Source organism: Streptomyces sp. NBC_00009 (genome assembly GCF_045040855.1).
Lineage (GTDB): Bacteria > Actinomycetota > Actinomycetes > Streptomycetales > Streptomycetaceae > Streptomyces > Streptomyces aureus.
The window spans coordinates 2,439,050-2,450,749 of record NZ_CP108312.1; the positions used below are offsets into that span (position 1 = coordinate 2,439,050).

Sequence of the window (11,700 nt, forward strand, 5' to 3'; positions counted from 1 at the left end):
GTGCAATTTACGTCATTGCACAGCGCTGTGCAAAACCACACGTGAACCGGGTCGGGACCGGGGTGCAGAATGGGCGCGTGACTTCAGGCCGAGCCGACACCAACCGCCGCCGCATCCTCGACGTCGCCCTCGCCGAGCTGCTGCGCGACCCGGACGCGTCCATGGACCAGATCGCCAGGGCCGCGGGCGTCGTCAGGCGCACGGTCTACGGGCACTTCCCCAGCCGCGAGGCACTCGTCGCCGCGCTGGTCGACGACGCCGTGGCCGCGGTCGAGGCCGCGCAGACCGAGGGACGCGCAGGGGTGACCGACCCCGCCGAGGCGGTGGCCCGTTCCCTGCTCGCCGTGTGGGAGGTCGCCGACCGCTACCGCCTGCTGGTCGCCCTCGCGCAGCGCGCCGTCACCGTCGAAGGCATCCGCGCCCGCCTGAAGCCGGTCCGCAACAGCTGCGCCGATCTGCTCCAACAGGGCCTGGAATCAGGTGAGTTCGCCTCACCTCTGCCGCCTCCGGCCCTCGCGTACGTCCACGAGCAGGTGCTGTTCGGGCTGCTCGAAGCGGTCAACGACGGGCTGATCCCAGCAGAAGAGGCGGGCCGCTCCGCCGCGGTCACCGTACTGACCGCGGCGGGCGTACCCGCCTCACGCGCCACCGAACTCGTGGCGAAGATCGACTGACCGCCTGACCGACAGGCCGCCCCGGGTCAGGCCTTCACCAGCTCCTTCTCGTCGTCCCCGCCCCGCTGGTCCGGGACCTCGGCGGGAGCGTCGTCGCTCCCGTCGTCGACCAGCGTGCGCTCGTCGAAGGGAAGTTCACCGGCGAGGACGCGCGCCACGCGCTCCTTGTCGACCTCACCCGTCCACGTACCAATCAGAAGCGTCGCCACCGCGTTGCCCGCGAAGTTGGTCAGGGCGCGGGCCTCGCTCATGAAGCGGTCGATGCCGATGATCAGGCCGACGCCGTCGACGAGCGCCGGCTTGTGCGACTGGAGTCCGCTGGCGAGGACGGCGACGCCGGAGCCCGAGACGCCCGCGGCGCCCTTCGACGCGACCATCATGAACAGCAGCAGGCCGATCTGCTGGCCGATGCCCATCGGCTGGTCCATGGCGTCCGCGATGAACAGCGAGGCCATGGTCAGGTAGATCATCGTGCCGTCGAGGTTGAACGAGTACCCGGTCGGCACGGTGATGCCGACGACGGGACGGCTGACGCCCAGGTGCTCCATCTTCGCGATGAGCCGCGGCAGCGCGGACTCGGACGACGAGGTGGAGAGGATCAGCAGGAACTCGCGGCCCAGGTACTTCAGGAGCGCGAACAGGTTGTACCCCGTGGCCAGGCGCAGCACGGTCCCGAGGACCACTACCACGAAGAGGATGCAGGTCACGTAGAAGCCGAGCATGATCGTGGCGAGCGCCTTCAGGGCGTCCACGCCGGTCTCGCCGATGACGGCCGCCATCGCGCCGAAGGCGCCGACGGGCGCGGCCCACATGATCATGCCGAGGATGCGGAAGACCAGCTTCTGGATGTGCTCGACACCCTTGAGGACCGGCTCACCGGCCCGGCCCATGGCCTGCAGCGCGAAGCCGACAAGGAGCGCGACCAGCAGCGTCTGGAGCACCTGGCCCTCGGTGAACGCCGACACCATCGTGATCGGGATGATCCCGAGGACGAAGTCGACGGGGCCCTCGGCGGCGTCCTTCGCCGCGGTGTGGCCGACGTCCTTCACGGCCTGCGTGAGGTGCATGCCGTCGCCCGGGTGCAGGATGTTGCCGACGACCAGGCCGATGGCGAGCGCGACCACGGACATCACCAGGAAGTAGCCGAGCGCGAGCCCGCCGACCTTGCCGATCTTGGCGGCCTTGCGTACGGAACCGACGCCGAGCACGATCGTGCAGAAGATGATCGGCGAGATCATCATCTTGATCAGGGCCACGAAGCCGGTGCCGACCGGCTTGAGCTCCTTGGCGAAGTCCGGCCAGATGAAGCCGACGGCGATGCCGAGCAGGACGGCCCCGATCACGGCGATGTAGAGATAGTGGGTGCGGTCTCGCTTGGCGGCTGGTGCCACCTGGGTCTCGGCCATGGGTGCCTCCCTGACGACGATGTCGGGCGTACGGGAACCTGCACGTACGCGCCATGCGTGCGGCTCACGTCTGGCGAATCACGGTGACTATCTCCCGGCTTGTGAGGGCCGTCACCCTTCCGTTCATTTAGTTCACGCTTATACCGTCAAGTAGTTCATCCTTAAACGTTCTGCCCGTACCGAGAGGCACACTGGGCGCATGCGCTTCCCCCTCCTGCCACGCGTCCGCAGCCTGGCCGGCCAGCTCTTCGCGATGCAGGTCGTCCTGGTCGCCGTCGTGGTCGCGGGGTGCGCGCTCTTCACGTACATCAGCGACGGCAGCCAGGCCGAGGCGGCCGCCACGCGCCAGGCCACGGCAGCGGCCCGCGCGGTCGCGGACGCGCCCTCCGTCCGCGCGGCGATCACCGGGGGCGGCAACCCGACCCGCACGCTCCAGCCGTACGCGACCGACGTCCAGCGCCACACCGGCGTGGACTTCGTCACGATCATGGATCCGCACGGCATCCGCTGGACGCACCCCGACGAGCGCCGCATAGGCGAGCGCTTCCTCGGCCACATCGGGCCCGCCCTGCGGGGCAGGACCTTCTCGGAGACGTACACGGGCACGCTCGGCCCGTCCGTGCGCGTGGTGACCCCGATCATGTCGGGGAAGCGGATCGTCGGCCTGGTCAGCGCCGGCATCACGGTCGAGGAGATCAGCGCGCAGGCGCGCGGCCAGGTGATGGCGGTGGCCGGCGTCGCGGCGGGCGCCCTCGTGCTCGGCGGCATCGGCACGTACGTGATCAACGCCCGGCTGCGGCGGCACACCCACGGCATGAACGCGACCGAGCTCAGCCGCATGCACGCCTACCACCAGGCGGCGCTGCACGCGGTGCGCGAGGGTCTGGTGATGCTCGACGGGCAGCGCAGGATCGCGCTCATCAACGACGGGGCGCGCGAGCTGCTCGGCGTCGGCGACGAGGCGGTCGGGCGCAACGTCGCGGAGCTCGGCCTGCCCACCCCGCTCACCGGCGCGCTCCTGGCGGCGGAGCCCCGCGTCGACGAGGTGCACCTCACCACCGACCGCGTGGTCGTCGTCAACACCTCCCCCGTCTCCAGCGGCGACCGGCGCGGCACCGTGGTGACCCTGCGCGACCACACCGAACTCCAGGCGGTCATGGGCGAGTTGGACTCCGAGCGGGGCTTCACGCAGGCGCTGCGCTCGCAGGCCCACGAGGCCGCGAACCGGCTCCACACCGTCGTCTCGCTGATCGAGCTGGACCGGGCCGACGAGGCGGTCGACTTCGCGACGGCCGAGCTGGAGCTGGCGCAGACCCTCACCGACCAGGTCGTCTCTGCTGTGAACGAGCCGGTGCTCGCCGCGCTCCTGCTCGGCAAGACGGCCCAGGCCAACGAGCACGGCGTGGAGCTCGTGATCTCCGAGGACAGCCGCATCGACGACGGCCTGGTGCCGCCCAGCCTGCCGGCCCGCGACCTGGTGACGATCCTCGGCAACCTGCTCGACAACGCGGTCGACGCGGCGCAGGGCTCCCCGCACGCGAAGGTGACGGTCACGGCCCGCGCGCAGGACGACACCCTGCTGCTCCGGGTCACGGACACCGGCCCGGGTGTCGCCGACGGCCACGCGGACGCGGTCTTCGAGCGGGGGTGGTCCACCAAGCCGGCCGGTCCCGGCGGGCGCGGCCTCGGACTCGCGCTCGTCCAGCAGTCCGTCGCCCGTAACTCCGGCACCCTGACCCTGGCCGAATCCCCCACGGGCGGCGCACAGTTCACTGTCGTCCTGCCCCTCCAGCGCACGAGCGCGACCACGCCCACGGGAGGCACCACGTGACCGATCCCGACGCCACCAGCGGCACCATTCGAGTACTGGTCGTCGAGGACGACCCGGTGGCCGCCGACGCCCACGTCCTGTACGTGAACCGGGTCCCCGGCTTCACCGCGATCGGCAAGGCGCACACGGCCGCCGAGGCCCACCGCGCCCTGGAGCGCACCCAGGTCGACCTGCTCCTCCTCGACCTGCACCTCCCGGACGGCCACGGTCTCCAGCTGGCGCGCTCACTGCGGGCGGCGGGCCATCACACGGACGTCATCGCGGTGACCTCGGCCCGCGACCTCACGGTGGTCCGCGAAGGGGTCTCGCTCGGCGTGGTGCAGTACGTACTGAAGCCCTTCACGTTCCCGACGCTGCGCGACCGGCTCGTGCGCTACGCGGAGTTCCGGGCGGCGGCGGGCGAGGCGGGCGGCCAGGACGAGGTCGACCGCGCCCTGGCCACGCTGCGCGCCCCCGGTCCGGCCGCGCTGCCCAAGGGGCTGAGCGCGCCGACCCTTGAGCGCGTCACGCGGACGCTGCGCGCCGCCCCGGAGGGTCTGACCGCCGCGGCGGCGGCCGAGTCCGTGGGCATCTCGCGCATCACGGCCCGCCGCTACCTGGAGCACCTCGTCGAGTCGGGACGGGCCGCCCGCAGCCCTCAGTACGGCCAGGTGGGCCGACCGGAACTGCACTACCGCTGGCTCACGGCGGTCTAGACCATTGGTCAACCACCCACCCCTGCACGGGGATTGACCTTGGTCCGACCCCGCCCGTACGTTCACCGGGCAGCCCCGCTCGGCAAGCCGGCCGGCGGCGGCCCGTAGGAGGTCGTGCCCGTGCGCCCCACCGCTCCAGTGCTCCTCAGCGCCACTCTGCTCATCGCCGCGACCGGCCTGACGGCCTGCAGCAGCGGCTCCGGGGACGACCCGGACACCGTCAGGATCTCCTTCAAGCAGTCGACCGACAACCAGATACGTGTCATGGACAAGTACCTGGCGTCGATGAAGACGCAGTTCGAGAAGGACCATCCGGGCAAGAAGGTGAAGCTGGTGCCGATCAAGGCGCCGGACTCCGAGTACTACACCAAGCTCCAGCAGATGCTGCGCTCCCCGAAGACGGCACCCGACCTGGTCTACGAGGACACGTTCCTCATCAACTCGGACATCACCAGCGGCTATCTGAAGCCCCTCGACTCCTATCTCGCCAAGTGGCCCGACTGGAACCAGTTCATCGACACGGCGAAGAACGCGGCCAAGGCCCAGGACGGCAAGACGTACGGCGTCCCGGACGGCACGGACACCCGCGGGCTCTGGTACGACAAGGGCATCTTCGCGAAGGCCGGCATCAAGACCCCCTGGCAGCCGAAGACCTGGGACGAGGTCCTCGACACGGCCCGCACGATCAAGAAGAAGGTCCCCTCCGTCACCCCGCTCAACGTCTACACGGGCAAGCCCGGCGGCGAGCAGTCCGCGATGCAGGGCTTCGAGATGCTCCTGTACGGGACGGGGTCGGGCACGGCGGACCCGCTGTACGACAGGTCGTCCAACAAGTGGATCACCGCGGGCAAGCCGTTCAAGGACGCGCTGAACTTCGTGAAGACGGTCTACGGCGAGAAGCTCGGCCCCGACGTCTCCGACGCCCTCGACCCGAACATCGGCACCCGGGTCCGCGGCGAGCTGCTCCCCAAGAGCAAGCTGGCGATCAACCTCGACGGCTCCTGGCTCCCGCAGGACTGGCTGAAGGGCAGCGGCCACGAGTGGCCCGAGTGGTCGCAGAAGCTGGGCCTCGCGCCCATGCCGACGCAGAACGGCCAGGCGCCGGGCAAGGTCAGCATGTCGGGCGGCTGGACGTGGTCGATCCCGTCGAAGGCGTCCAACCCCGACCTCGCCTTCGAGTTCATCAAGACCATGCAGACCAAGGCCAACGCCCAGAAGTGGTACATCGCGAACTCGGGCATCGCGGTCCGCAAGGACGTCGCGGCCGACCCTGCGTACGTGAAGGCGCAGCCCGGCATCAAGTTCTTCACGGACCTGGTGGCGTCGACCCACTACCGGCCCGCATACCCCGCGTACCCGAAGGTCTCCACGGCGATCCAGGAGGCGATGGAGTCGGTCACGACGGGCGACAGCTCGGTCGAGAAGGCGGCGAGCACGTATGACGAGCAACTGAAGACGGCGACGGACGGCAAGGTGATCACCAAGTGAAGGTGGGGCCGAGCGGTGTCCGCCGCCCCGTGACACAGCCCCTGCCCCTGCCCCCTTCACGAGGTGATCACCAGGTGAAGCCGGGGCGGGGCGGTGCACGCCGTCCCCTGACACGCGCCCTGCCCCTGGCCCCTTCCCTGGTCCTGCTGCTGCTCTTCCTCGCGGGCCCGATCGCATACTGCGCGTACATCGCCTTCACGGACCTGCAGTTGACGGGCCAGGCCCACTCCTCCTTCGTGGGCTTCGACAACTTCACGGCCGCGTTCAAGGACGACGCGTTCCTGAACGCGGTCTGGCTCACCCTCGTCTTCACCGTCCTGTCCTCGCTCATCGGCCAGAACACGCTGGGCCTCGCCCTCGCCGCGCTGATGCAGCGCGCGTCGAAGACGGTCCGCACGGTCACGGGCGCGGTCGTGATCTGCGCGTGGGTCCTGCCGGAGGTCGTCGCCGGCTTCCTCCTCTACGCGTTCTTCCGCCGCGAGGGCACGCTCAACGCGATCCTGGACTGGCTCCATCTGCCCACCCAGAACTGGCTGTTCACGCTGCCGATCCTCGCGGTGTCCTTCGCGAACGTGTGGCGCGGGACCGCTTTCTCCATGCTGGTCTACTCGGCGGCGCTCGGCGAGATACCCAAGGAGATCACCGAGGCGGCGGAGATGGACGGCGCGGGCGGCTGGCGCCGCATGTGGCACATCACGCTGCCGATGATCCGCCGCTCCATCGGCACGAACCTCATGCTGAACACCCTGCAGACGCTGTCCGTCTTCGGCCTGATCTGGGTGATGACGCGAGGCGGGCCCGGAAACCGCAGCCAGACCCTGCCCCTGTTCATGTACGAGCAGGCCTTCCAGAAGAGCATGATCGGCTACGGCACGGCGGTCGCCCTGCTCCTCCTGGTCGTCGGCTCGCTCTTCTCGCTGGTCTATATGCGCCTGCTGCGCTCGGAGGCCTGAGTGTCCTCACCCCGCACGGTCCGCCACCGCCTCGCGGCCGACGCCGGACTCCTGATCGTCGCCGCGGCGTTCGTCCTGCCGCTGGCGTGGGTGGTCCTCTCCGCCCTCGACGCGCACGCGAACCTCCAGGTGAAGATCCCCGACGGCGTCACCCTGGACAACTTCGACGCGGTCCTGACCCCCGACATCACCTTCACGCCGCTCCTCAACAGCCTGCTGCTGTGCGGCGGCGCGACCCTCCTGACGGTGGCGAGCGCGGCCCTCGCGGCGTACCCGCTGTCCCGCTACCGCTCCCGCTTCAACAACCCGTTCCTGGCGACGGTCCTGTTCGCGACGTGCCTCCCCATCACGGCGATCATGGTCCCGGTCTACGCGCTCTTCGTGCAGGTCAATCTGATCGACACGATGCAGGGCACGATCTTCTTCTTCGCGGCGTCCCAACTCCCGTTCGCCATCTGGCTGATGAAGAACTTCATGGACGGCGTCCCGAAGGAGCTGGAGGAGGCGGCGTGGACGGACGGAGCGTCCTCGTTCCAGTCCCTGATCCGCATCGTGCTCCCCTTGATGGGACCGGGCATATCAGTGGTCACGGTCTTCTCGTTCGTCATGATGTGGGGCAACTTCTTCGTCCCCTTCATGCTCCTGCTCACCCCCGAACAGATGCCGGCCTCGGTGAGCATCAACGACTTCTTCGGCAACCGGGGCACAGTCGTCTACGGCCAGCTGGCAGCGTTCTCGATCATCTACTCGACGCCGGTGATCCTGCTCTACGTCCTGGTGGCCCGGCGCTTCGGCGGGGGGTTCGCGCTGGGGGGTGCGGTCAAGGGCTGAACGGCCGCACCCTCACGCACAGCATTGATCAACCGGCGAACCGGCCGCCCCCTCAGCCGATCGGCACCGGCATCCTCACCACGTCGTACGCCAGGTCGATCGTGTTGCTCGTGGCCGGGTCGGTCAGTTCCACGCGCCAGTGGGGGGCGAACTGGTCGACGCCCTCGGCCATCGGGATCGTGCCGGAGATCAGGACCGTGCCGGGCACCAGGTCGCCGCGTTCGCGCAGGACGTCGGCCCAGTAGGCGGGCGTGAGCAGCTCGGCCAGGGTGCCGTCCTGGATGAGGGTCTCCTGGCCGTCGTGGGTCACCCAGGCGCGCAGGGTCAGGTCGTCGAGGCGCTCCTGCACGTCGGCGAGGCGCCAGGCGCGGCGGGCGAGGACGTCGGGGCTCGCGTTCTTGCTCCACGCCACGCCGTGCACCTCCAGCTCACGGTCGGTGTGGTCGCAGGCGGCCGTCAGGAGCAGGTCGCCGTCCTGGTCGACGACCAGCGCCCACTCCGCCTCGCCCGAGGTGCGCCCGTGCTGGACGCGGACCTGGTCGGTGTGCTGGGCGAGGTAGGGGGAGACGGGGTAGAGCGCGGGGGTCACGGACGGCGCGGGCACCCCCAGCTCGGCGAGTTCCGCCACGTGGGCGGCGACGTCGTCCTGGCTGCGCCCGGCATATCCGGCGTTGAGCACCTGCACGACATCGACCTTGCGGGTGGTGCCGTCGGGCAGTTCGAAGGTCAGCAGCGCCATGGGGTTTCTCCACATCGTTCGCGGTATCGGGGAGGTTAACTTTGCGCGGAAGGCTTGCGCATACGACCTGTATACAAGAAGTATGCCGGAAGGTCGACAGTTAACCTCACCCAAGGAACCTCAGGGACGGACGTCGTGAACCACACCAGCACGAGCACGGAAAAGACCCCGCTCGGCGGGTCCGCGGTCCGCCGCGCCTTCTTCGCCAGCCTGACCGGAACCGCACTGGAGTGGTACGACTTCGCCATCTACTCCGTCGCGGCGGCGCTGGTCTTCGGCGATGTCTTCTTCCCCTCGGAGGACCCCGCCACCGGCACCCTGCTGGCGTTCTCCACGTATGCCGTCGGCTACGTGTCGCGCCCGCTCGGCGGTTTCGTCTTCGGCCGCCTCGGCGACAAGCTCGGCCGCAAGAAGGTCCTGATCGCGACCCTCGTCCTGATCGGGGCCGCGACCCTCGCGATCGGCCTGCTCCCCTCCTACACCACGATCGGCGTGGCCGCGCCGATCACCCTCGTGATACTCCGCTTCGCCCAGGGCGTCGGTGTCGGCGGCGAGTGGGGCGGGGCGGTACTGCTGTCCAGCGAGTTCGGCGATCCGCGCCGGCGCGGCTTCTACGCCTCGGCCGCACAGATCGGCCCGCCGGTCGGCAACCTGCTCGCCAACGGCGTACTCGCCGCCCTCGGCGCTCTCCTGACTGAGGCTCAGTTCACGTCCTGGGGATGGCGCGTGGCGTTCCTGCTCTCCGGCGTGCTCGTCTTCTTCGGCCTGTGGATCCGCGCGAAGCTCGAGGAGACCCCCGTCTTCAAGGCGATGGAGGCCGAGCAGAAGCGCCCCGAGGCCCCGATCCGCGAGGTCTTCACGACGCACCCGCGCGCCCTGGCGGCCGCGATCCTCAGCCGCGTGGCCCCGGACGTCCTGTACGCGCTGTTCACCGTCTTCGTCCTGACCTACGCGACCGGCGAGCTCGGCATGTCCCGCGGCTCCGCGCTGGCCGCCGTCCTCATCGGCTCCTCCCTCCAGGTCTTCCTGATCCCGCTGGCCGGCGCCCTGTCCGACCGCGTCAACCGCCGCGTCCTGTACGGGGTTTCGGCCGTGGCCGCCGGTGTGTGGCCGTTCCTGTTCTTCCCGATGATCGGCGGCGGGAGCTGGCCGCTGCTCGCGCTCGGCGTCGTGGTGGCCCTGGTCTTCCACTCCGCGATGTACGGGCCGCAGGCGGCCTTCATCGCCGAGCAGTTCTCCCCGCGGCTGCGCTACACCGGCTCCTCGCTCGCGTACACGCTGGCCGGTGTCATCGGCGGCGCCGTCGCGCCCCTGCTGTTCACGGCGCTGCTCGACGCGTACGACTCGTGGATCCCGCTGGCCCTCTACGTCGCGGGCACCGCGATCGTCACGATCGCCGGACTGTGCCTGGGCCGCGACGGCGACCGGAGCGACGAGGAGCTGCTGAGCGGCGAACCGGTCCGCTCCGCCGCCGCGTCGACGGCGTCCTGACCCCGGACCACGCATTCCCGAACCCCCACACGAGGAGGAACGTCTCATGCGTATCGCGCTGAGCCAGATCACCACCGGCCCCCGCCCCGAGGAGAACCTCGCGCTCCTGCGCGAACAGGCCCGTCTCGCGGCGGACGCGGGCGCCCGCGTCGTCGTCTTCCCGGAGGCCGCGATGGCCTGCTTCGGGACTCCGCTGGCGCCGCTGGCCGAGCCGCTCGACGGCCCCTGGGCCACGGCGGTGCGCCAGATCGCCAAGGAGGCCGAACTCGTCGTCGTCGCGGGCATGTTCACCCCCGCCCCGGACGGAAAGGTGGCCAACACCCTGCTCGCCACCGGCCCCGGCGTCGAGGCGGCGTACGACAAGATCCACCTCTACGACGCCTTCGGCTTCGCCGAGTCCGACACGGTGGCACCCGGGTCCGAGGTCGTCACCTTCGAGGTCGACGGCACCCGCATCGGCCTCGCGACCTGCTACGACGTCCGCTTCCCCGAGCTGTTCAGGGCCCACGCCGACGCGGGCGCGGTCGTGTCCGTACTCCCCGCCTCATGGGGCGCGGGCCCGGGCAAGCGGGAGCAGTGGGAGCTGCTGATCCGCGCCCGCGCGCTCGACGCCACGCTCTGGCTCGCCGCCGTGGACCAGGCCGACCCGGCGGCCTCCGGCGTCCCCGCCGCGTCGAACGCCCCCACCGGCATCGGCCACAGCGCCGTCGTCGGCCCGGACGGAACCGTGCGCAAGCACCTCGAAGAGGGGCCGGGGCTGCTCATCGCGGACCTGGACCTCGACGAGGTCGCCTCGGTCCGCCGCTCCATCCCGGTACTGGCCAACCGCAGGAGCCTTTGACGACGAGCCGGATGTACGGGAGGCCGGCTATCCCGCGAGCAGCACCTTGAGCGTCGACTCCAGGTGGCTGTCGATCGCGGTGCACGCGGCCTGCCGGTCTCCGGAGGCGATCGCGTCGAGGATCGCCTCGTGCTCATGGAGCACGGACTCCTGCCGGCCGTGCTGGTTGAACAGCGCCACCACCCCGGCCCGGATCTGCCGGCTGCGGAGCCCGTCGTAGTGGCGGTCGAGCAGGGCGTTGCCCGCCGCCGCCACGATCGTCGCGTGGAAGAGGTGATCCACCGCGATGAATTCCCTGGCGTGCTCGGCCCCGCTGAGCGTGCGCTGGCGGTCGAGCAGCGCGGTCAGCTCGGACACGGGGGCCTTGCCCCCGGCGATGACCCGCTCCGCGGAGTACCGCTCGACGATGCCGCGCAGCTCCATCAGCTCGGTGATCTCCCGCCCCGACAGCGGCACGACCTGTGCCCCGCGCTTGGGGACCAGCCGTACGAGGTCCTCGGCGGCGAGCAGCAGGAGCGCCTCGCGGATCGGGGTGCGGGAGACGCCGATCCGGTCGGCGAGCTCCTGCTCGGAGAGGAACTCCCCTTGCCTGTCCGGGTCTGCGAGCACGTTCTCCTTGAGAAACGCGTAGGCCTTGTCCCGTCCCGACGTCACGACTGCCCCCAGGGTTGCATACAAGGAGTATACGGATCTGGTTACCGGGAGTCCCGTCCCCGTAGGTTCCTACGACAAGTAACCCAGTGCGAACAGA

11 protein-coding genes are annotated in these 11,700 nt (G+C 70.0%); 8 read left to right on the top strand and 3 right to left on the bottom strand.

All coding sequences use genetic code 11. The features are described 5' to 3' along the window. Nucleotides 1-77 precede the first annotated feature (77 nt). Nucleotides 78-674 carry a TetR/AcrR family transcriptional regulator gene (locus tag OHA58_RS10700; RefSeq protein ID WP_405478507.1) on the top strand — a complete coding sequence of 199 codons (597 nt, stop codon included), beginning with the start codon at nt 78-80 and terminating at the stop codon, nt 672-674. A gap of 26 nt (nt 675-700) precedes the next feature. Here the strand turns inward: OHA58_RS10700 and OHA58_RS10705 are convergent, their stop codons facing one another. After that, a complete protein-coding gene (locus OHA58_RS10705) occupies nt 701-2,080 on the bottom strand; it encodes a cation:dicarboxylate symporter family transporter (protein ID WP_405478508.1) in 1,380 nt (459 codons plus the stop codon). 199 nt (nt 2,081-2,279) lie between these two features. On the opposite strand from OHA58_RS10705, the gene OHA58_RS10710 reads away from it, so the two are divergent. From OHA58_RS10710 to OHA58_RS10730, 5 genes are all read left to right on the top strand, one after another. Beyond that, nucleotides 2,280-3,911 (top strand): ATP-binding protein, encoded by a 1,632-nt coding sequence (locus OHA58_RS10710; RefSeq protein ID WP_405478509.1) that lies wholly within the window; start codon nt 2,280-2,282, stop codon nt 3,909-3,911. After that, nucleotides 3,908-4,606, top strand: coding sequence for a response regulator (locus OHA58_RS10715; protein ID WP_405478510.1), 699 nt, complete (start codon nt 3,908-3,910; stop codon nt 4,604-4,606). Before OHA58_RS10710 ends, OHA58_RS10715 begins: the two co-directional genes overlap by 4 nt. 120 nt (nt 4,607-4,726) lie before the next feature. Further along, nucleotides 4,727-6,094, top strand: a complete 1,368-nt coding sequence (locus OHA58_RS10720; protein ID WP_405478511.1) for an extracellular solute-binding protein — start codon at nt 4,727-4,729, stop codon at nt 6,092-6,094. A gap of 47 nt (nt 6,095-6,141) precedes the next feature. Beyond that, nucleotides 6,142-7,047, top strand: coding sequence for a carbohydrate ABC transporter permease (locus tag OHA58_RS10725; protein ID WP_405484893.1), 906 nt, complete (start codon nt 6,142-6,144; stop codon nt 7,045-7,047). Continuing rightward, nucleotides 7,048-7,878 (top strand): carbohydrate ABC transporter permease, encoded by an 831-nt coding sequence (locus OHA58_RS10730; RefSeq protein ID WP_116509760.1) that lies wholly within the window; start codon nt 7,048-7,050, stop codon nt 7,876-7,878. A gap of 52 nt (nt 7,879-7,930) precedes the next feature. Here OHA58_RS10730 and OHA58_RS10735 read toward each other — a convergent pair whose 3' ends face one another. After that, nucleotides 7,931-8,617 (bottom strand): DUF2848 domain-containing protein, encoded by a 687-nt coding sequence (locus OHA58_RS10735; RefSeq protein WP_405478512.1) that lies wholly within the window; start codon nt 8,615-8,617, stop codon nt 7,931-7,933. Between the two features lie 135 nt (nt 8,618-8,752). Here OHA58_RS10735 and OHA58_RS10740 point away from each other — a divergent pair, with 135 nt between their 5' ends. Continuing rightward, a complete protein-coding gene (locus tag OHA58_RS10740; RefSeq protein WP_405478513.1) occupies nt 8,753-10,108 on the top strand; it encodes an MFS transporter in 1,356 nt (451 codons plus the stop codon). Nucleotides 10,109-10,154: 46 nt separating this feature from the next. After that, entirely contained in the window at nt 10,155-10,949 is a 795-nt protein-coding gene (locus OHA58_RS10745; RefSeq protein ID WP_405478514.1) for a carbon-nitrogen hydrolase family protein, read from the top strand. 27 nt (nt 10,950-10,976) lie between these two features. On the opposite strand, the gene OHA58_RS10750 is transcribed toward OHA58_RS10745, so the two are convergent. Next, nucleotides 10,977-11,603: a GntR family transcriptional regulator gene (locus tag OHA58_RS10750; RefSeq protein WP_116509769.1), complete on the bottom strand. Its 627-nt coding sequence runs from the start codon at nt 11,601-11,603 to the stop codon at nt 10,977-10,979. Nucleotides 11,604-11,700: the final 97 nt, after the last annotated feature.

What these genes read in the sequence shown, in the direction of transcription:
- OHA58_RS10705 (WP_405478508.1), bottom strand. Translation starts at nt 2,080, where the DNA reads ATGGCCGAGACCCAGGTGGCACCAGCCGCCAAGCGAGACCGCACCCAC.
- OHA58_RS10735 (WP_405478512.1), bottom strand. Translation starts at nt 8,617, where the DNA reads ATGGCGCTGCTGACCTTCGAACTGCCCGACGGCACCACCCGCAAGGTC.
- OHA58_RS10710 (WP_405478509.1), top strand. Translation starts at nt 2,280, where the DNA reads ATGCGCTTCCCCCTCCTGCCACGCGTCCGCAGCCTGGCCGGCCAGCTC.
- OHA58_RS10745 (WP_405478514.1), top strand. Translation starts at nt 10,155, where the DNA reads ATGCGTATCGCGCTGAGCCAGATCACCACCGGCCCCCGCCCCGAGGAG.